Here is a 20,227-nt window from a genome sequence, read left to right on the forward strand (position 1 = left end):
TCGTCTCGCCCCTGCGGGCCGAGAGCTCATGCCGCACCAGGCCCGATTCCTCGCCAGTGTGCGCGATGGGCACCGCAGCTTCCTGCTCGCTGACGAGCCGGGCCTCGGCAAGACCGCGCAGTCGGTGCTCGCGGCTTCGGTCGCGGACGCCTACCCGCTGCTCGTGGTCGTGCCGAACGTGGTGAAGATGAACTGGGCGCGCGAGGTCGAGCGGTGGACGCCGCAGCGTCGCGTCACTGTGATCCACGGCGACGGGCAAGACATCGACGCGTTCGCCGACGTGTTCGTCGTCAACTACGAGATCCTCGATCGCCACCTGAGCTGGATCTCGGACTTCGGCTTCAAGGGCATGGTCGTCGACGAGGCGCAGATGATCAAGAACGTGCAGTCTCAGCGCTCGCGCAACGTGCTTGCGATCTCCGAGCGCATCCGTGAGCGCACGCCGGGCACGTCTCCGCTGCTGATCGCGCTGACGGGCACCCCGCTCATCAACGACATCGACGACTTCCGCGCGATCTGGCGCTTCCTCGGCTGGACCGACGGCGAGAAGCCTGGCCCGGAGCTCATGGCTCAGCTCGAGAGCAACGGTTGGACGCCGGCCGACTCGGCGTTCTATCGCGAGGCTCGCCAGAGCGTCATCGACATGGGTATCGTGCGCCGCCGCAAGGTCGACGTCGCCGCTGACCTGCCCGCCAAGCGCGTGGTCGACCTTCCGGTCGAACTCGACGACGAACTCGGCCGCGGCATCCGCGACGCCGAGGCGAAGCTCGAGAAGAAGCTGCTCGAGCGCTTCCGCGCGGTCAAGAACGGCAAGCTCGGTGCGAAGCTCGACGACACCGCCATCATCCGCATGGTCGCGGCGCAGGAGCTCGAGGAATCGAACTCCTCGGCCGACGGCGTCAACGTATTCACGATGGTGCGGCAGATCGGCCAGGCGAAGGCCGCCCTCGCCGCGGACTACGCCGCGCAGCTCGCGCGCTCGGTCGGCAAGGTCGTGTTCTTCGCGAAGCACGTCGACGTCATGGACCGGGTGGAGCGGCAGCTCGCCGAGGCGGGGCTCAAGACCGTGTCGATCCGCGGCGACCAGACGGCCGCCTACCGCCAGGAGCAGATCGACGCATTCAACCAGGATCCCGAGGTTTCGGTCGCGGTCTGCTCGCTGACCGCAGCCGGCGTTGGTGTGAACCTGCAGGCCTCCTCGAACGTCGTGCTCGCGGAGCTCAGCTGGACCGATGCCGAGCAGACGCAGGCGATCGACCGCGTGCACCGCATCGGCCAGGACGAGCCCGTCACCGCGTGGCGCATCGTCGCGGCCCAGACGATCGACGCGAAGATCGCCGAGCTGATTGACGGCAAGGCTGGCCTCGCGGCGCGCGCCCTCGACGGCGCTGCGGCCCCCGACGAGGAAGCGGATCCCGTGCAGATGCTCGCGCTGATCGGTGTGCTCACGCGCGCCGTGGAGCAGGCGGGCGCGTAACGCCGACGACCGGGCGCGAGCGAGCAACTCGCCCGCGCCCGGGTCGCGCACCGTCATTGGCCGATTCCGTGTCCAATTTTGGCAAGAATCCTAGTGTCCGAGTAGATCTCGCCAAAGCTAGGGTTGGTTTCGAGTCATGTCGATCCGTGACTCGTCCGCCGAAGATTGAGGAGTCGAATGCGCATCGGAGTGCTGTGCTCTGGGGGAGATAGCCCGGGCATGAACGCGGCGATCCGCGGGGCGGTGCTCCGCGGCGTCGAGGTGCACGGCTTCGAGATGATCGGGTTCATGGACGGCTGGCGCGGCTTCCACGAGGGCGACATCGTGACGCTCGACCGCCGCGCCGTTCGCGGCATCTCGCCACTCGGTGGCGTCATCCTCGGCACGAGCCGGGTGCAGCCGTTCCCATCCGGACGCGGCGACGATGCCGACATCCAAGCGATTCGAGATCGCGCGCACGACTTCGGTATCGATGCTTTCCTGCTCATCGGCGGCAACGGCACGCAGTCCGTCGCGCAGCAGCTCAGCAACCACGGCATCCCCGCAATCGGGCTGCCGAAAACGATCGACAACGATCTCGACGGCACCGACTATACGTTCGGCTTCGACACCGCGGTGTCGATCGCGGCGGAGGCCATCGACCGCCTGCGCACCACGGGAGAATCGCACCGGCGATGCATGGTGCTCGAGGTCATGGGTCGAGATGCGGGGTGGATCGCGCTGCACGCCGGCATGGCCGGCGGCGCGCAGGTCACGCTCGTACCGGAGTTTCCGGAGTCGATCGAGCAGATCAGCGAGTGGGTGCTGAGCGTGCGCGATCGCGGCCGCTCGTCACTCGTCGTCGTCGCGGAGGGCTTCAGGCTCGCGGGCGCTGCGGCGCAGACGACGCGCGCGGGACTCGACGGCTTCGGCCGACCGCGGCTCGGCGGTGTCGCAGAGGTACTGGCTCCGCTCATCGAGGAGCGAACTGGCATCGAGACGCGAGCGACGGTGCTCGGCCACGTGCAGCGGGGCGGATCGCCCACCGCGTTCGATCGCGTGCTGGCGACGCGAACCGGCATCGCCGCCGCAGATGCCGCGCATGCGGGGCAGTGGGGCACGATGGCCGGTCTTCGCGGCGACCGCATCGAGATGGTGCCGCTCGCGGAGGCGGTGGGCCACTTGAAGACGGTGCCCGCCGCGCGCTATGAAGAGGCTCGGCTCAACTTCGGGTAGGTGAAATTGAGAGGTGGTCGCGCAGACCACCTCTCACGCTCGCACCGCTGCCTTGGGCGGGCGGGAGGATCAGGCCAGGCGATCCTGCACGTCTTTCAGCGACGGATTCGTCGCCGTCGACCCATCCGGGAACACCAGGGTCGGCACCACAGCGTTGCCACCGTTGACCGACTTCACCAGCTCCTCGGTCCCCGGAGTCTGCTCGATGTCGACGACCGTGTATGCGATACCCGTCTTGTCGAGCATGAGCTTGAGTCGCTTGCAGTAGCCGCACCACGTGGTTGAAAACATGGTGACTGCGCCCGCCTCGGGCGTGAATTCGGTCAGTGATGCAGTGCTCATAAATCCTCCGTATCGACGGTCTCAGCGTACTCTTCGCGCCTGACGCCGCGGTCAGGTAAACGGCAGGTGAACGCGGTGTCCCCGGCTTGACCTGCAGGTGACCAGGTGTCAGCATGATGTACGGCGCTTGCGCGGTCGCTTCCCAGGTTCGCAGCAATGTGAACTGCGGGTGATTTCGTCGGTGTCTGCACGGCCTTAGGGCTCCGCTCACGAACGAAAGACGCCGGTGGAAATCACCCTCATCGTGCTGCTGGTCATCGCACTGGCCCTCTTCTTCGATTTCACCAACGGGTTTCACGACACCGCGAATGCGATGGCTACGCCCATCGCGACCGGTGCGCTGAAGCCGAAGACCGCGGTGCTGCTTGCCGCCATTCTCAACCTTGTAGGTGCCTTCCTCTCGACGGAGGTGGCGAAGACCATCTCCGGCGGCCTCATCAACGAGGGCGGCGACGGGGTGCTCATCACCCCTGAGCTGATCTTCGCCGGCCTCATCGGTGCGATCGTCTGGAACCTCGTCACCTGGCTCTACGGGCTCCCCTCGAGCTCGTCGCACGCACTCTTCGGCGGCCTCATCGGTGCCGCGATCGTGGGCGCGGGCGTCGCGGCGATCAACGGCGGGGTCTTCCTCTCGAAGATCCTCATCCCGATGGTCGCGGCTCCGTTGACGGCCGGCATCGTCGCGTTCACGGCCACGAAGGTCGCGTATGCGATCACGCGCCGTCACGACGGCAGGAAGGACGGGCGGGGCCGCTTCCGCTACGCGCAGATCGCCTCCTCGTCGCTCATCGCGCTTGCGCACGGCACGAACGATGCCCAGAAGACCATGGGCGTCATCACGCTCACCCTCGTCGCGGCCAATCTGCAGGAGCCCGGCACCGGCCCGCACATCTGGGTCGTTGTGGCCTGTGCGCTCGCCATCGCGATCGGCACCTACTCCGGTGGGTGGCGGATCATCCGCACGCTCGGCGCCGGACTCACTCAGGTGAAGCCCGCGCAGGGCTTCGCGGCGGAGACGAGCACCGCGGCGACCATTCTCGCGTCGAGCCACCTCGGCTTCGCGCTGTCGACGACGCAGGTCGCGTCGGGCTCTGTGATCGGCTCGGGCCTCGGGCGTCGCGGCTCGAGCGTGCGCTGGCGCACCGTCGGCCGCATCGCCTCAGGCTGGCTCTTCACGCTGCCGGCCTCAGGCGTCGTCGGGGCCATCGCCGCGGCGATCGCGCACATCGGTGTCGCGGGTGTCGTGATCGACGCCGTGCTCGGTGTGGCCTTCATCATCTTCATCTTCTGGCGCTCGAGCCGCAACAAGGTGGATCACGCCAACGCGATTCCGGTGCCCGATGTCGCCGAGTCCGGCTACGCCGTGCGCATTCGCAAGGGCAAGGTCAAGTCGGTCAAGACGAAGACCGGGACCGTGCCGCCGCTGTCGTCGGTGGCGCAGACCGCGGTCCGTGATGACCTCGCCGCGCGACAGGCCGCACGTGAGGCGGAGCGTGCTGCGCGCGCGGCTGAGCGCGAGGCGCGAAGAGCCGCTCGCGGCGAGCAGGAGGGCGACCGATGATCGACTGGACAGCTTTCCTTATCGTCTTCGGCGCTGCGATGCTCTCGGCCGTGTTCGTCGTATCGCTGTACTCGCTCGGGCTCCGATTCCTGGCCACTCCCGCTCCGCGCGCTCGTCGAGCCGACGGGTCGCTCGAGCCCGACGGTCCCTCGCGCGATGACGAGGATGACGACGTCGAAGGTCTGGGTCGCCCTCGGGCCGCCTCCATCGCGGCGTACGTGTGCTTCGGGCTCTCGGGGCTCGCCGTGCTCGTCGGGATCTTCCTGATCATTCCGGCGCTCCATTTCTGGTAAACCCATATCGCTGTTCCGCGAGGGCCGATCGCTAGGATTGTGCTGTGGAACAGCGCAGCAGCACGCCCGGCGGCGAGAGCCGACCGAGCAACGTGGAATCCGAAGGCGCCAATGCGGCGCAGGAGGTTCCCCTCGGGGTGCGCGTTGCTGCGGCCTGGTCGTGGCGTCTGCTGCTGATCGGCGCAGCGCTCGCCGGCTTCCTCTGGTTGATCGTCCAGGTGCGGATCATCGTGATCCCGCTGCTCGTCGCAATTCTGCTCAACGCGCTCCTCGCCCCGATCGTGCACTGGTTCGAGCGGCAGCGGTTGCCGCGGTGGCTCGGCGTCGTATTCGCGCTCGCGCTCTTCCTCGCGCTCGTGTGGGTACTGGTGACGCTCATCGTGACGCAGCTGCGCGATGGGCTCGGTGACGTCGCCGAGCGCTCGCAGGAATCCTGGTGGCAGATGCTGCGCTGGGCCGAATCGACGTTCGGCATCTCGGCGCGCGAGGTCGGCGGATTCGTCGACCAGGTGTGGAGCACCGTTCAGGGGCATCAGACTGAGCTCTGGAGCGGGGCGCTCGGTATCGCGACGTCCGCGGGCCAGTTCGTCACCGGCCTCCTGCTGACCCTGTTCTCGCTCATCTTCCTGCTGATCGACGGCAAGCGCATCTGGAACTGGGTGCTCGGCTTCCTCCCCGCACGCGCGCATGCGCCCGTGGATGCCGCTGGTCGCGCCGGCTGGATCTCGGTCGGGCAGTACGTGCGCGTGCAGATCTTCGTGGCGTTCGTCGACGCGGTCGGGATCGGCGTCGGTGCCGCAGTGCTCGGCGTGCCCCTCGCGATCCCCGTCGCCATCCTCGTCTTCCTCGGCTCATTCATCCCGTTCCTCGGCGCGATCGCGACCGGAGCGCTGGCCGCCTTCATCGCGCTCGTCTACAACGGGCCCGTGAACGCACTCATCATGCTGGGAGTTGTGATCCTCGTCAACCAGATCGAGGGCCACGTGCTGCAGCCGCTGGTGATGGGAAGCGCGGTTCGCGTGCACCCGCTGGGTGTCGTGCTCGCCGTGTCGACGGGCGCACTGCTCGCCGGCATTCCCGGCGCGCTCTTCGCCGTTCCGCTTGCGGCCGCCGCGAACTCGGTGGTCAACACGCTCGTGAAACGCCAATGGGAGGTCGGCACCGATCCGGTCGCCGACTACCACCGCACTGATCAACTGCAGCACCGTGCCCGGCACCGTGCGAGGATCGTCGCCAAGCTGCGACGCAAGGAAGGACGTTCATGACCGAGCAGGCCACGGCACCCGTACTCGAAGACTTCGGACGTGCGCTGGAGGTCGTGCACCGCGTGACGCAGCGCACGCCGCTCGAGACCTCGCGGTATCTCGCGGAGATCATCGATGTGCCGAAGGTCTACATGAAGTGCGAGAACCTGCAGCGAACGGGTGCGTACAAGTTGCGTGGCGCCTATTACCGGCTGACGCAGCTGAGCGAGGAGGAGCGGGCGCGCGGCGTCGTTGCTGCCTCGGCAGGCAACCACGCGCAGGGCGTCGCCTTCGCGGCGCGAGAGCTCGGCATCAAAGCAACCATTTTCACCCCGCTCGGCGTTGCGCTCCCGAAGCTGCAGGCGACTCGCGGGTACGGTGCGGAAGTCGTCCTCGAGGGTGCCACCTTCCACGAGACCAATGCGGCGGCGCAGCGCTTCGTGGCCGAGACCGGCGCGGTGTTCATTCCGCCGTTCGATCACGAAGCGGTGATCCAGGGGCAGGGCACGGTCGCTCTCGAGATTCTCGACGAGGCGCCCGAGGTCGAGACCATCGTGGTGCCGATCGGGGGCGGTGGGCTCGTGTCGGGTGTCGCTGCGGCCGCGAAGCTTCGCGCGGCGCGAGAGGGGCGCCCTATGCGTATCGTCGGGGTGCAGTCCGAGAACGCTTCGCCGTTCGTCGCCTCGCTCGAGGCGGGGGAGCCGGTCACGATCGCGACGCGACCGACCATCGCAGACGGCATTGCGGTCGCCCGACCCGGCGACCGCAACTTCGAGTACGTGCGCGACTTCGTCGACGAGATCGTCACCGTAACGGATGACGACATCGCCCGGGCGATCGTCATGCTGCTCGAGCGCGCGAAGATGGTCGTCGAGCCCGCGGGTGCGGCCGGGGTTGCTGCGATGATCGCCGGCAAGGCTCACTTCAGCGGGCCGACCGCAGTGATCCTGTCCGGCGGCAATATCGATCCGCTGCTGCTGCAGCGCGTGATCGGGCATGGCCTCGCTGCCGCCGCGCGCTATCTGAAGCTGCGGATCCTGCTGCCCGACGTACCCGGCCAGTTGGTGCGGACCGCGTCGATCGTGGCCGAGCACAACGCGAACGTGGTCGAGGTGATCCACACCCGCCACGCGACGGAACTGCCGATCAGCGAGGTGGAGCTCGAGCTCCATATCGAGACCCGCGGCCATGCGCACGGTGAGGTCGTCGCGCAAGCGCTCCGTGACGCCGGTTACGTGGTGAGGGTTGGCGAAAGGTATTAGAGCGTCGCGCCCGCTTGCGCGGCGAAGAGGCGGATCCCGCGCAGGGCGTCGTCACGGGTGATGCTGCCACCGGCGACGATGTGGAGCCCGTAGGCGTCTTCGAGCGCGACGAAGTTCATCGCCACGTCGTCGAGGGGCCCCGTGAGCGAAAACTGACCTGACGTCTCACCCTCGGAGAGAATGCCCCGGTACAGTTCCAGCTGCTCGCGGTAGAGACGCTGCACGAGTTCGTCGTGCAGCGGTGATTTGCCGGCGAGCACGTCGAACTCGTACAGCAGGCGCATGAGCGCGTCATCCGGCCCGTCTGGGAGTCCCGCGTCGATTGCCGTCGCAAGCTTCGCTGCTGCGTCCTCCTGCTGTGCGACGAGCGCCGCGCGCTCGGATCCGACACGCTCCATGCCGGCCGCGTGCGCCTCGACCAGAATCTCCTCGAGGTCGTCGTAGTAGTAGAGCAGCGCCCCGCGGGTGACGCCCGCCTCGTTGGCGACGTCGGTGAGGGAGAGGTTGCGGAGGCCATGAGCGGCCGCCGCAACGAGCGCCGCGTCGATGACTTCGCGGCGCCGCTGCTTCTGGGTGCTGGGACGTGCCATGCATGTCAGTATGCCAGGCGAGGCACCACGGAGATCCGTTTCTTGACATCGGAGTAAATTAATTTACTCTTGAGTGAAAGAACTCGGAGAACCGAGCTGCGCGAACCAGACACAGGAGACCTCATGTCCGTCGACACGCTGTACACCGGCGGCAAGATCCGCACCTTCGATCCCGCGCAGCCCTGGGCTGAGGCGCTCGGCGTGACCGGTGACCGTATCTCGTACGTCGGCTCCGCCGCCGATGCTCCGCAGGCCCGCCGGGTCGTGCAGCTCGAGGGTCGACTCCTGACCCCGGGCGTCGCCGACACGCACAACCATCTGCTGCTGGGCTTCGATGACCTCGCCGTGAGCCTCGATCAGGTGACGAGCCTCGACGTCGTGCGCTCTCGCATCGCCGAGTTCGCCGAGACGCATCCCGACCTCGAGTGGATCTGCGCCGAGAACGCGCTCTACTCCGTCGTCGAGGGCCGTCGCCCGCGAGCCGACGACCTCGTGGGGGTCACCGACAAGCCGGTCTTCATCACCACCTATGACCAGCACTCCGTGTGGCTCAATCGCCCGGCCCTCGCGAAGCTGGGCATCCTGAACGGCGCCGACATCGCCTGGGGCAACCCTGAGATTGATGCGACGACGGGGGAGCCCACCGGCTGGATCACCGACTTCTACACGAGCGCGATGACCATCGATGGCCTCGCCGAGCTGCAGCGCGATATCCCGATGTACTCGCCCGACCGCCGCTACGCGAAGATCACGAACAGCCTCGACATGGCCGCACGCTTCGGCATCACGACAGTCGTCGAACCGCAGGTGCCGCTCGCGGAGCTCGACCTCTTCGCCCGCGCCGAGCACGAGGGCCGCCTCACGAGCCGCACCATCGCCGCGATCTACCACCCGGTCGGCGCGGATGGCGACTTCCGCGTGCGCATCACCGAAGCGATCCGCGAGACACCCCAGCACGAGCGGTTCTCGCTCGGCCCCGTGAAGTTGTACGCCGACGACGTGATCGAGCCCCACACAGCCGCAATGCTGCAGGACTACGCCAACAGGCCCGGTCACCGCGGGCACACGAGCCTCGAGCCCACCGAATTTACGAAGCTCTTCACCGAGCTCGACCGCCTCGGATATCAGGTGCACACGCACGCTACCGGCGACTGGGGGATCCGCCTCACGCTCGATTCGATTGAGGCCGCCCAGCGCGCGAACGGCCGCACCGACACCCGACACGGCATCGTGCACGTCGAGTGCCTCGACCCCGCGGACCTGCCGCGCTTCAAGGATCTCGGCGTCGTCGCCGCGATGCAGCCGCGCCACGCGTCGCCCGACCTCGTCGCCGGCACCTGGATGGAGAACGTCGGGGAGCCGCGGTGGGATCGCGCCTGGCGGTTCCGCTCGATGATCGAATCGGGCGCTCGCGTGACCTTCTCGAGCGACTGGCAGGTCGGCGAAATGGATCCGCTCGTCGGCGTCTACAGCGCCATGACGCGCGCGGGTCTCGACGGCTCGCATGCGTGGACCCCGGGGGAGCGCGTCGGGCTCGACGCGACTCTGCAGGCCTACACTCGCGGCGGCGCGGAAGCCTTCCACCGCGAGAACGCGCTCGGCATGCTCCGCGAGGGGTATCTCGCCGACCTCGTCGTCTGGTCGGGCGACCTCTACAGCATGGACCCCGCCGAGATCCTCGAGCAGCGCGCAGACCTCACGGTGGTCGGCGGTGCGCCGATCCACGACGTCCACGGAGAGCTGGATGGCAAGGCCGCGGCCGCGTCGGTCCAGGATCCCGCGGGCGCGGGCCAGAGCTGCAGCGAGCCCGACGATAGCCACCACTGTCACGCGCACGCCCACTGATCAACCACTCGGGTGCAACCCCGACCCACCACAACGAAGTGAGGGAACTCATGTCAACACTCTCCTCCCGCTCAAGCATCGCGCCAGACGATGACCAGCTGGCCCACGTCGTCACTCACGAACCGGGCCAGCTGAAGCGGAGCTTGAAGCTACGCCACTTGGTGTTCATCGGCCTCGCCTACATGGCCCCGATGGCTGTGTTCGACATGTTCGGGATCGTCGCAGACGAAACCGACGGGCACGTGCCACTCGCGTACCTCGTGGTCATGGTGGCCGTGCTCTTCACCGCGTTCAGCTACTCGCGTATGGTGCGATTCTTCCCGATCGCCGGATCCGCCTACACGTACGTGAAGGAGGCGATCAACGCGCACCTCGGGTTCCTTGTCGGCTGGGCGGCCACCCTCGACTACCTGCTGCTCCCAATGATCAATGCGATCCTCTCGGGCATCTACATGGGAGCCGTGTTTCCCGACGTGCCGTTCTGGGTGTGGGTGCTGCTCACGGTCGGCATCTGCACGGCGCTCAACCTGGTCGGCGTGAAGCTGGCCGCGAGTATGAACGTCATTCTCGTGTCGATCCAGCTGGTCGTCGCTGTCGTGTTTGTGGTGCTCACGGTGGTGAATATCGTGAACGGAGCGAATGGAGCAGAGTTCTCCATCCGGCCATTCATTTCGAGTGATGTGCAAATGGCGGCGATCGCAGCCGGCGCAGCGATCCTCGCCCTCTCATTCCTCGGCTTCGACGCGGTCTCGACGCTCGCGGAGGAGGCAGAGCAGCCAACGCGCGATATTCCGCGAGCGATCTTCATCATCGTCGCCGTTGCGGGCGCCTTCTTCATCACGGTGACCTACCTGATGCAGGTGCTCATTCCCGACGTGTCGCTGCTCGAGGACGTCGTCGGGGCATCCCCTGAGATTGCGAAGTACGTGGGCGGCGCCGCCTTCCAAGCGATTTTCGTCGGCGGCTACATGATGGCCGTGCTCGGCTGCGGCATCACACAGCAGATGAGTGCCGCGCGCCTGCTCTACGCGATGGGTCGGGACGGAGCGCTCCCGAAGCGATTGTTCGGCCGAGTGAGCCGCGGAGGGATTCCGGTGGGCAACGTGCTGCTCGTTGCGGCCGTCGCGCTCACCGCGCTCTTCGTCGACCTCGATCAGGCAGCGTCGATGATTAACTTTGGTGCGTTCATCGCCTTCGCCTTTGTGAATCTCTCGGTGATCTTCGTATTCTTCCGCTTCCTCAAACGGCGCGGTGCGGGTGCCTGGCTCGGGTTCGTCGCGGTGCCAGCGGTCGGTGTCGCGATCAACGTGTGGTTGTGGTTCAGCCTTGACCCGGTCTCCATGACCATCGGCGCGATCTGGATCGCGATCGGTCTCGTCTACCTCGTCGTGAAAACGCGCGGCTTCCGCCGTCCGGCCCCCGACCTGACGGGGCCGATCAATATCGGCGCGGAGGATCGTTAGGCGGCAGGGCAACCTCCGCCACGCGGCACTGCGGGCGAGCCCCAGCGGGTCGCGGTTGCCCCAGGCGGCTCGGCTGGCAACCGCATAGAAACAGGGCTCCGGATCACGCAGCGCGATCCGGAGCCCTGTTCTGTGCAGCTGAGAAGCGACCCGAGCTAGCCGGCGTAGGTGTCGACAGCGATGATCTTTACCGCGATCTGATTGCCGTTCGGTGCGGCGTAGGAAACTTCTTCGCCGACCTTGCGCCCGAGGATCGCCGCGCCGAGGGGGCTCTCCGCGCTGTAAACGTCGAGATCCGATCCGTTGGCGAGCTCGCGGTTGCCGAGCAGGAAGTGCTCTTCGTCGCCGAAGATCTCCGCGGTCACGACCGTGCCGATCTCGACCACCCCGCTCGCCTGCGGTGCCTCCCCAACGACGGCGTGCTTCAGCAGCTCCTCGAGGTCGCGGATGCGGGCCTCCATCTTGCCCTGCTCGTCTTTCGCGGCGTGGTAGCCGCCGTTCTCCTTGAGGTCGCCCTCTTCACGCGCTGCCTCGATGCGCGCAGCGATCTCCTTGCGACCCGGCCCCGTCAGCTGGTCCAACTCCGCCTTGAGTCGGTCGTATGCTTCCTGGGTCAGCCAGGTCTGGGTGGGCTCGGCCATGGACGATCCTCGTTTCGAATGAGTGCGCAAACGCGCCTGGGTACACGCAACGCCCTGACTCTTCAGGGCGCAACGACCAGGTTAGCAGGAGCAGCGGCCCCGCGTCAGGCTGCGGCGGAGGGCTCGATGACCCAGCACTCGCGGACGGAGACGGCAGTGACCGGGTTGGTGATGACGATGCGGGTGGTGATGGTGTGCGACGTCGCCTCCGTCACGGGAACCTCGACGACTTTCCAGCCGACGGTCGCCTTCGAGGTGTTGAGCGCCTCGACTGCGCAGGCGACGGGGGTGTTCGCGGGCGCGGTCACCATGAACTTCGCGTCGACGGCGGAGGCGCCGACCTTCGTGTAGCCGATGTCTTGCGCCGACACCTGGCCGGTTTGGTGCCAGCCGCTGAAGAGCAGGAACGCGACGCCGGCGGCGACGAGCGTGATGGCGGCTCCCCAGGCGAAGCGGCGATCGATCGAGCGCTTGCGACCGGTGCCGTAGCGATCTTCGAGCGATTGCGCGGCCGGCTGTGCGTCTGGCTGCGCAGCTGGCGTCGCCGCGGGCTGCCCGGGGGCGTGGGCCGTGGGCTGCTCGGCGGACTGCGCGGCGGGCTGCTCGGCGGACCCCGAAACGGGCTGCGGCACGGCAACCTCCGATCTGCGCTGGGTAAACTTGATACCTGGTGCCAGAGTACCGGGAGGCTCCCGGGAAGCACGTGGGAGGACCCTCATGACGCTCAGGTTGATCGCGGTGCACGCGCACCCCGACGACGAGTCCAGCAAGGGCGCGGCGACGTATGCGCACTACGTGGACGCGGGCGCGGAGGTGCTGATCGTGAGCTGCACGGGTGGCGAGCGGGGTGATCTACTCAACGAGCTCGTGGGGCGCGATCCGATGAGCCGCCGCGATCTCGCGGGGCTCCGGCGCAACGAGATGGAGCGCGCGCGCGACATCGTTGGCTTCCGTCACACCTGGCTCGGCTACCAGGATTCGGGTCTTCCGGATGAGGGCGAGAGCGTCACCGAGACGTCGTTCGCGAACGTCCCCGTCGACGTCTCCGCCGAGGTGCTCGTGCGCGTCGTCCGCGAGTTCCGTCCGCACGTGATGATCACGTATAACGAGCAGGGCGGCTACCCGCACCCCGACCACATCCGCTGCCACGAGATCAGCCGCCGCGCCTGGGAGCTCTCGGGCGACCCCGAGGCTTACCCCGATGCGGGCGAACCCTGGGAAATTTCGAAGCTGTACTACGAAGAGATCTTCAACGCGAAGCGCGTCAACACGATCTATCAGTGGCTCATGGACAATGACCCGAATTCGCCGATCATCGAGCAGTTCCTCGAAATCCGCGAGTGGATGACCCGACGCCCCTACTCGGGTACCGCGAGCGTCAACGTCGGCCGCTTCTTCGACAAGCGCGACGACGCCCTGCGCGCGCACGCGAGCCAGGTGTCGCCCGACAGCAGCTTCTTCTTCTGGCCGAACGAGCTGCAGCGCGAGGCGTGGCCGTTCGAGGACTACCGGCTCGCGGCGTCGCGCGTCGAGACCGCTGAGTTCGAGGCCGACCTGTTCGAGGGAATCGAGGAGAGCGCATGAGCGTCGTGAGCGGGGCGGCGCTCGCCGCCGTATGGCGTGTGGCCGAAGAGGACACGGAGTTCGATCCGTCGATCGTCACGCCCGGTTTCGAGGGCTTCATCTTCACCGGGATTCTCGCGGCCGGCATCATCGTGCTCGGCTTCCTGCTGGTCTCGCGGCTGCGTCGCAGCGCGTACCGCGCCGAGGTGCGGGAGCAGATCGAGCAGGAAATCGCTGAGCAGGAGATTGCTGAGCAGAACGGGGTGACGGGCACGCAGGCGAAGGATCCGGGAGCGCCCTCCGAGCTGCGGCCCGAGCCGGGCGCAGCGTCGGGCGACGACGCACCGGGATCTCCGCGGGTGTGAGCGTATGAGCGGCGGCTGGGAGGCCGGGCCCGACGAGGCTTCGGCGAGCTTCGACTTCTCCAGTGAAGAGCGGTGGCCCGGCGAGGCCTGGGGCGCGCCGCCGCCCGATGCGCGCGGCGAGTCGGCGTCGGGGCGATCCGCCGCTGAACTGAGCGAGCCCGGCATCGCCGCCGCGCCTGCCGCGGGCCCCCAGGTCGGCCGCGACCCGCGGGAGGTGCTCGCCGAGGTGTTCGGCTACGACGCGTTCCGCGGCGAGCAAGAGGAGATCATCCGCCACGTGATCGGCGGGGGAGATGCCGTCGTGCTCATGCCCACGGGCGGGGGCAAGTCGATCTGCTACCAGATCCCCGCGCTGGTGCGCGAGGGAACGGGCGTGGTGCTGTCGCCGCTCGTCGCGCTCATGCACGATCAGGTTGCGGCGCTGCAGCTCGTCGGAGTGCGTGCGGCCGCGCTGAACTCGGCGATGTCGATCGAGGATCGCCGGGCCGTCGAACAGGCGTACCGCAGTGGGCAGCTCGACGTGCTGTACCTCGCGCCCGAGCGCCTGTCTGCGCACGGCACCGTGGAGCTGCTGGCACAGGGCCGCATCGCGCTGTTCGCGATCGATGAGGCGCACTGTGTTTCTCAGTGGGGGCACGACTTCCGCCCCGACTACCTCCGCCTCGGCGCCCTCGCCGAGCGCTGGCCTGACGTGCCGCGCATCGCGCTCACGGCGACCGCCACCCCCGAGACGCACCGCGAGATCACCGAGCGCCTCCACCTCGACCGCGCGCGGCACTTCGTGTCGAGCTTCGATCGCCCGAACATTCGCTACCGCATCGAGTCGAAGCAGAACGCTCGCGCGCAGCTGACGCAGTTCGTGCGTGGGGAGCACGCGGGGGAGGCGGGCATCGTCTACGCCCTGAGTCGAAAGCGAGTGGAGCAGACGGCCGCGGCACTGCGGGACGCGGGCGTCGACGCGGTCGCGTATCACGCCGGCCTTCCGGCACACGAGCGGCTCGAGGCGCAGACGCGGTTCCTCCGCGAGGACGGCGTCGTCGTGGTCGCGACGATCGCCTTCGGCATGGGCATCGACAAACCAGACGTGCGCTTCGTCGCGCACATCGACCTCCCGAAGTCGGTCGAGGGCTACTACCAGGAGACGGGCCGCGCCGGGCGCGACGGGCTCCCGTCGGAGGCATGGCTCGTATACGGGCTGCAGGACGTCGTGCAGCAGCGGCAGATGATCGAGTCGGGCGACGGCGACGCCGTGACGCGCGCGAGCCAGACCCGGCACCTCAACGCGATGCTCGCGCTCTGCGAGGGCGTGGAATGCCGACGTGCGTTTCTGCTGCGGTATTTCGGACAACCCGTGGAAGAGGGAGCCGCCTGCGGCAACTGCGATGTCTGCCTGAACCCGCCGAAGACCTGGGACGCGACGGTCCCCGCCCAGATGCTGCTGTCGACCGTGATCCGCACCGAGAAGGAGCGCCGGCGCACCTACGCAGCAGGCCAGCACATCGACGTGCTCCGGGGCGTCGCGTCTGAGCGAGCGACGCAGATGCGGCTCGACGAGCTCTCGACCTGGGGCATCGGCAAGGAGTGGTCGGTCGCGCAGTGGCGGGGCGTCGTGCGGCACCTCCTCGCCGCCGGTCTTGTGGAGGCGCGGGGCGAGTGGGGCGTGCTGGCCCCGACGGAGGCTGCGAAGCCCGTGCTGCGCGGCGAGGAGACCGTGCTGATGCGGGAAGAGGTCTTTGCGCGGGCGGCCCGCTCCGGGCGCGGCACGCGCGGCGACTCGGGATCCGGAACCGCGAAGCGCTCGGCCGCAGCCGCGGACCTCGCTCCCGAGCAGGCGGAGGTCTTCGAGCGTCTGCGGGAGTGGCGCGCGGGAGAGGCCCGCAAGCAGGGGGTGCCAGGGTATGTCGTCTTCGGCGACGCCACGCTCGCCGCGCTCGCGGTGCACCGACCCTCGAGCGACGAGGATCTGCTCGCGATCTCGGGCATCGGCCAGGTCAAGCTCGAGCGCTACGGCGCTGCGGTGCTCGAGGTGCTCGCGGGCTCCAGAAGCGCTGTGTAGGCCCGGGGATTTGACCGGGTGTGCGCGTGTCCGTGCTGACCGCGTGCGCTCGCCCGTCAGACAGTGGATAGCTGGTCAGGCGGGCCGACACGCCGGGCATGGGCCCGCAGGGCGGGTGATCCACTGTCTGACGGGCGCGACTCCCACGGACGCCGCTTCCGCGGGCGCGGCTCCCACGGGCGCAGCTTCCACGTGAAGGCCGGCTCAGCGCGGGCCGCGGGCCTACCGCAGGAGCACCGGATCGAGCGCGAGGAGCAGCGCCGCCGTCCAGTGGCAGAGGAACGCGAGCACGGTGAGCGCGTGGAAGATCTCGTGGAAGCCGAAGACGCCGGGCACGGGGTTCGGGCGCTTCAGCGCGTAGACCACTGAGCCGACGGTGTACATGAGCCCGCCCACCACGACGAGCACCATCGCGGGGAAGCTCGCGCGCGCGATGTCTGCGAGGTACGCGACCGCCGCCCAGCCGAGCAGCACGTAGAGCGGCACATACAGCCAGCGCGGCGCACCGGTCCAGAAGACGCGGAAGCCGATGCCGAGCAGCGCCCCAGCCCACACGAGCACGAGCAGCAGTACGCCCTTCGACGGCGGGAGCCCGAGCAGCGCGATCGGCGTGTACGTACCCGCGATGAGGATGAAGATGTTCGCGTGATCGAGCCGGCGGAACACCTGCTTCGTCGTCGGCTTCCAGTTGAAGCGGTGGTAGAGCGCCGAGACGCCGAAGAGCAGCATGCTGGAGAGCATGTAGACCGCCGCAGCCCACTTTGCGACCGCGCCGTGAGCCAGGGTGATGAGCACGATGCCCGCCGCAATGGTGATGGGGAACATGCCCGCGTGGATCCACCCGCGCCAGCGCGGCTTCGCCTCCGTCGGGTCCCCACCCGGCTGATCGTGCGCATGGTCGAGCGCGTCTTCGAGAAGCGGGAGCGAGAAACGCTGAGGGTCGACCGCGGACTGCTGAGCCGGATCCGGCTCCGGGGAATCGGGCATGGCGGGGCTCGATGATGGCATATCCCGAGTGTAGAGTCGCGGTCACGCCGAAGCGGGACATGTTGCGGGAACCTCCAAGCTGCTGCAGACGCGGCCTCCCCGGGCGTGTGCCCGGCCCACGCGGGTAGAATCCGGAGGGTGACTGACTCGCCGAAACCGCGCGCCGGGGTGCTGTATCGCCTCTATCAGCGGCGCCTTCGACGCGAGATCGATCCGCAGCAGGTGCCGCAGCACATCGCGGTGATCGTCGACGGGAATCGCCGCTGGGCGAAGCAGCGGCTGCAGGAGCGCGCGGCCTTCGGGCATCGAGCCGGCGCGCGGAAGATCCCCGAGTTTCTTGGGTGGTGCGAAGAGGCGGGCGTCAGCACGGTGACGCTGTACCTGCTGTCGGCCGACAATTTGAACGCTCGGGATCGGCAGGAACTCGAAGACCTCTTCGGCATCATTGCGGAACTCGCCGCACTGCTCGCCGAGCACCCCGGCTGGCGCGTGAAGCACGTCGGCACGTGCGAGGGGCTCTCTGCGGAGCTCACGGACGCGCTCCACGCGGCCGAGGAAGCGACACGGGATCGCGCGGGCCTCCACATCAATCTCGCAGTGGGCTACGGTGGTCGCAGCGAAATCACCGCGGCGATGCACAGTGTGATCGCGGAGCACCAGGAGGCGGGCGGCACGATCGACACGCTCGCCGAGCGGCTCACGCCGGAGCTCATCGGCGAGCACCTCTGGACGCGCGGGCAGGCGGATCCCGACCTCGTCATCCGTACCTCGGGCGAGCAGCGGCTCTCCGACTTCATGATCTGGCAGTCGGCGCACTCCGAGTTCTACTTCGTCGAGGCGCTGTACCCCGACCTTCGCGAGGTCGACTTCCTCCGCGCCCTGCGCGACTACTCGTCTCGACACCGCCGCCTCGGAGGCTGACTGCATGAACACATCCATCGCCGCTGCGCTCCCGCGCCTCGCCGGGCAGCGCGTGCTCGTCACCGGAGCGAGCGGAGGCGTCGGCGGCGGGATCGCGCGGGCCTTCGCAGCCGCCGGGGCGAGCGTTGCGGTGCACTCTCGGGGAGGCACGGCGGATTCGGTGCGCGCCGCGGAGTCGCTCGTTGCGGAGTTGCGCGCGGCCGGGTGCTCCGCGGTCGCGGTGCACGCGGATCTCGCGGAGCCCGGTGCGGCGCGCGCGCTCGTGACCGACGCGGTGGCCGAGCTGAGCGGGCTCGACGGGCTCGTGAACAACGCGGGCGTGCAGCCCGTCACGCCGCTCGCCGAGATGACCCGCGCCGAGTGGGACGAGGTGCAGAGCGTGAACCTCGGCGCCGTGTTCGAACTTTCGCAGGCGGCCGCTGCCGCGATGACGAGCTGCGATTCGGCGAGCGGCGATTCGGCAGGCGGCGGCGGATCGCGCAACCGCTGGATCACCCACATCGCCTCAATCGAGGCCTCGCGACCCAGCCCCGCGCACGCGCACTACTCGGCTGCGAAGGCGGGCCTCGTGATGCACGCTCGCGCGGCGGCGCTCGAACTCGGACCCCAGGGCATCCGGGTCAATACCGTGTCGCCCGGCCTCGTCGACCGACCCGGGCTCGCGGAGGCGTGGCCCGAGGGCGTCGAGAGCTGGACCCGCCACGCCCCGCTCGGCCGGCTCGCCACGCCCGCTGACATCGGGGGAGCGTGCGTCCTGCTCGCCTCGGACGCAGCGAGCTTCATCACCGGGCAGGATCTCGCGGTGGACGGTGGCATGCTCGCGAGCCCGGGATGGTGACTGCGATCCTGCCCGCCCGCAATTGTCTTTCCGGCTCAAGCCGACAGCACCACCCGGGGCCCGCACACGGCCCGGGCAGCAACACCAGAGAATGGAGCACCGCATGAGCGAGAACCAGACGCCGAGCAGCTCAGCGGCACGGCCAGTGCCCTTCGAGACCGTGCTGCGGGCCGACGCCATGCTCACGCCAGGGGGCGTCGTCGCGGACGCGGAGCTCGCCTTCGACGGCAGTGGGCGCATTACCTACGCGGGATCCGCCCGCCCCGATGCTGACTCGAGCAGCGACCGGGTCGTGCACGACCTCGCGGGGCACGTGCTCATGCCCGGCCTCGTGAACGGGCACACGCACTCCGCGATGACGCTGCTGCGCGGCGTCTCGGACGACGAGGGCTTCATGCCGTGGCTCGCCGCGGTGCAGGCGCTCGAGCAGCACCTCACGCACGACGACGTGGAGGTGGGGCTGCAGCTCGCGATGGTCGAGATGATCGAAACCGGCACGACCGCGTTCGCCGACATGTACCACTGGGATGCCGAGCTCATCGAGCTCGTGCGGGCCGCCGGCATGCGGGCGCTCGTCGCGGTCGCTTCGTTCGCGCCGGATGCAGTTGGGTTCCCCGGTGTCTCGCCGTGGAACGGGGCCGAGGCGACCGAGCAGACCGAGGCGCTCGCGGAGCAGTTCGCGGACGATGCGCACGTGCGGATCGCCTACGGTCCCCACGCACCGTACACGTGCCCGCCCGAGTTCCTGCGCGACATCGCGCGGCGGGCGGTCGAGCGAGGGATCCCGATCCACACCCACATCTCCGAGTCCGCGGCCGAGGTATCGCAGATCGTCGAGCAGTACGGGGCGACGCCGGCGGATCACCTCGACGCACTCGGGCTCTTCGACGCAGAGGTGCTCGCCGCTCACTGCGTGCATCTGACCGCGGGGGAGATCGCGCGATTCGCCGAGGCGGGCGTCGCGGTGAGCCACAACCCAGTGTCGAACCTGAAACTCGGCAACGGGATCGCGCCGCTGCCCGACTGGCAGGCCGCCGGCCTCCGGATCTCGCTCGGCACCGATTCCGTCGCGAGCAACAACACGCTCGACCTGTTCGAGGAGATCAAGGTCGGGACGATCCTGCACCGCGGCGCCCGGGAGGACGCCGCCATTGTGCGCGCGAGCGATGTGCTCGACATCGCGACTCGGCGCGGGGCTGAGGCAATCGGGTTCTCCGAGACTGGGGCGCTCGAGGCGGGGCGCCTCGCGGACGTGATCGCGCTCGACGTCACGGGATCCGCCGCCGTGCCGTTCGAGGCGGCGTCGCTCGTGTCACACCTCGGCTTCGCGGCTACCGGTGCGGACGTGCGGCACGTGTTCATCGGCGGACGCCACGTGTACGCGGACGGGGAGCACCTGACGCTCGACGCCGACGCGATTCGAGCGCGGGCTGCCGAGGCGCGGGCTCGGTTGGTCGCGGCGCGCTGAGGCGCTGCGGATCGTTGATTCCCACCCCACCCCTCGCCCCCTGCGATTGGGGTAACTTTCGGCGGGTGTCGCGGGCAGTTACCCTGCAACACCCCT

The 20,227-nt window shown here is 68.4% G+C and carries 19 protein-coding genes, 1 tRNA gene and 1 pseudogene; 15 read left to right on the forward strand and 6 right to left on the reverse strand.

The window, feature by feature from the left end; translation table 11 throughout:
• Positions 1-28: 28 nt before the first annotated feature.
• A pseudogene (locus WFH00_RS11905) lies at positions 29-670 on the forward strand (SNF2-related protein); the annotation flags it as partial.
• Positions 671-851: 181 nt separating this feature from the next.
• Here the strand turns inward: WFH00_RS11905 and WFH00_RS09650 are convergent.
• A tRNA-OTHER gene (locus WFH00_RS09650) sits at positions 852-967 on the reverse strand.
• On the opposite strand from WFH00_RS09650, the gene WFH00_RS09655 reads away from it, so the two are divergent.
• On the forward strand, positions 926-1,477 hold the full coding sequence (locus tag WFH00_RS09655; protein ID WP_336660671.1) for a C-terminal helicase domain-containing protein: 552 nt from the start codon (positions 926-928) through the stop codon (positions 1,475-1,477). The genes WFH00_RS09650 and WFH00_RS09655 overlap by 42 nt on opposite strands.
• 177 nt (positions 1,478-1,654) lie before the next feature.
• The gene (locus tag WFH00_RS09660) at positions 1,655-2,692 is read left to right on the forward strand and encodes a 6-phosphofructokinase (RefSeq protein WP_336660616.1); all 1,038 of its coding nucleotides are present in this window, start codon (positions 1,655-1,657) and stop codon (positions 2,690-2,692) included.
• A 69-nt stretch (positions 2,693-2,761) separates the two neighbouring features.
• Here WFH00_RS09660 and WFH00_RS09665 read toward each other — a convergent pair whose 3' ends face one another.
• Positions 2,762-3,034, reverse strand: coding sequence for a mycoredoxin (locus tag WFH00_RS09665; RefSeq protein WP_336660617.1), 273 nt, complete (start codon positions 3,032-3,034; stop codon positions 2,762-2,764).
• Positions 3,035-3,260: 226 nt separating this feature from the next.
• Between WFH00_RS09665 and WFH00_RS09670 the strand changes: the two genes are divergently transcribed.
• From WFH00_RS09670 to ilvA, 4 genes are read left to right on the forward strand one after another with little or no spacing between them, the layout of a single operon-like run.
• On the forward strand, positions 3,261-4,595 hold the full coding sequence (locus WFH00_RS09670) for an inorganic phosphate transporter (RefSeq protein WP_336660618.1): 1,335 nt from the start codon (positions 3,261-3,263) through the stop codon (positions 4,593-4,595).
• A complete protein-coding gene (locus tag WFH00_RS09675; protein WP_336660619.1) occupies positions 4,592-4,888 on the forward strand; it encodes a hypothetical protein in 297 nt (98 codons plus the stop codon). The genes WFH00_RS09670 and WFH00_RS09675 overlap by 4 nt, the downstream gene beginning before the upstream one ends.
• A gap of 44 nt (positions 4,889-4,932) precedes the next feature.
• A complete protein-coding gene (locus WFH00_RS09680; RefSeq protein WP_336660620.1) occupies positions 4,933-6,153 on the forward strand; it encodes an AI-2E family transporter in 1,221 nt (406 codons plus the stop codon).
• Positions 6,150-7,394 carry a threonine ammonia-lyase gene (gene ilvA / locus WFH00_RS09685; protein ID WP_336660621.1) on the forward strand — a complete coding sequence of 415 codons (1,245 nt, stop codon included), beginning with the start codon at positions 6,150-6,152 and terminating at the stop codon, positions 7,392-7,394. Before WFH00_RS09680 ends, ilvA begins: the two co-directional genes overlap by 4 nt.
• Here ilvA and WFH00_RS09690 read toward each other — a convergent pair.
• Positions 7,391-7,984 (reverse strand): TetR/AcrR family transcriptional regulator, encoded by a 594-nt coding sequence (locus WFH00_RS09690; protein ID WP_336660622.1) that lies wholly within the window; start codon positions 7,982-7,984, stop codon positions 7,391-7,393. The genes ilvA and WFH00_RS09690 overlap by 4 nt on opposite strands.
• 123 nt (positions 7,985-8,107) lie before the next feature.
• Here WFH00_RS09690 and WFH00_RS09695 point away from each other — a divergent pair, with 123 nt between their 5' ends.
• A complete protein-coding gene (locus WFH00_RS09695; RefSeq protein ID WP_336660623.1) occupies positions 8,108-9,829 on the forward strand; it encodes an amidohydrolase in 1,722 nt (573 codons plus the stop codon).
• A 50-nt stretch (positions 9,830-9,879) separates the two neighbouring features.
• Complete coding sequence (locus tag WFH00_RS09700) at positions 9,880-11,292, forward strand: APC family permease (protein ID WP_336660624.1); 1,413 nt, start codon at positions 9,880-9,882, stop codon at positions 11,290-11,292.
• A 155-nt stretch (positions 11,293-11,447) separates the two neighbouring features.
• On the opposite strand, the gene greA is transcribed toward WFH00_RS09700, so the two are convergent.
• Entirely contained in the window at positions 11,448-11,933 is a 486-nt protein-coding gene (greA, locus tag WFH00_RS09705; protein WP_336660625.1) for a transcription elongation factor GreA, read from the reverse strand.
• Between the two features lie 104 nt (positions 11,934-12,037).
• Positions 12,038-12,565: a DUF4307 domain-containing protein gene (locus WFH00_RS09710; RefSeq protein WP_336660626.1), complete on the reverse strand. Its 528-nt coding sequence runs from the start codon at positions 12,563-12,565 to the stop codon at positions 12,038-12,040.
• Positions 12,566-12,650: 85 nt separating this feature from the next.
• Between WFH00_RS09710 and mca the strand changes: the two genes are divergently transcribed.
• Genes mca through recQ form a run of 3 tightly spaced genes read left to right on the forward strand, consistent with a single transcriptional unit; the run spans position 12,651 to position 15,917 of the window.
• On the forward strand, positions 12,651-13,517 hold the full coding sequence (mca, locus tag WFH00_RS09715) for a mycothiol conjugate amidase Mca (protein WP_336660627.1): 867 nt from the start codon (positions 12,651-12,653) through the stop codon (positions 13,515-13,517).
• The gene (locus tag WFH00_RS09720) at positions 13,514-13,861 is read left to right on the forward strand and encodes a hypothetical protein (protein WP_336660628.1); all 348 of its coding nucleotides are present in this window, start codon (positions 13,514-13,516) and stop codon (positions 13,859-13,861) included. Before mca ends, WFH00_RS09720 begins: the two co-directional genes overlap by 4 nt.
• Before the next feature lie 4 nt (positions 13,862-13,865).
• Positions 13,866-15,917, forward strand: a complete 2,052-nt coding sequence (gene recQ / locus WFH00_RS09725) for a DNA helicase RecQ (RefSeq protein ID WP_336660629.1) — start codon at positions 13,866-13,868, stop codon at positions 15,915-15,917.
• A 222-nt stretch (positions 15,918-16,139) separates the two neighbouring features.
• On the opposite strand, the gene trhA is transcribed toward recQ, so the two are convergent.
• Positions 16,140-16,925, reverse strand: coding sequence for a PAQR family membrane homeostasis protein TrhA (trhA, locus tag WFH00_RS09730; RefSeq protein WP_336660630.1), 786 nt, complete (start codon positions 16,923-16,925; stop codon positions 16,140-16,142).
• A gap of 117 nt (positions 16,926-17,042) precedes the next feature.
• On the opposite strand from trhA, the gene WFH00_RS09735 reads away from it, so the two are divergent.
• From WFH00_RS09735 to WFH00_RS09745, 3 genes are all read left to right on the forward strand, one after another.
• Entirely contained in the window at positions 17,043-17,825 is a 783-nt protein-coding gene (locus WFH00_RS09735) for an isoprenyl transferase (RefSeq protein WP_336660631.1), read from the forward strand.
• 4 nt (positions 17,826-17,829) lie between these two features.
• Positions 17,830-18,663, forward strand: a complete 834-nt coding sequence (locus tag WFH00_RS09740; protein ID WP_336660632.1) for an SDR family NAD(P)-dependent oxidoreductase — start codon at positions 17,830-17,832, stop codon at positions 18,661-18,663.
• A 103-nt stretch (positions 18,664-18,766) separates the two neighbouring features.
• Positions 18,767-20,131, forward strand: a complete 1,365-nt coding sequence (locus WFH00_RS09745) for an amidohydrolase (RefSeq protein ID WP_336660633.1) — start codon at positions 18,767-18,769, stop codon at positions 20,129-20,131.
• Positions 20,132-20,227: the final 96 nt, after the last annotated feature.

The organism is Leucobacter sp. USHLN153 (genome assembly GCF_037145615.1).
In the GTDB taxonomy this organism is placed as follows: domain Bacteria; phylum Actinomycetota; class Actinomycetes; order Actinomycetales; family Microbacteriaceae; genus Leucobacter.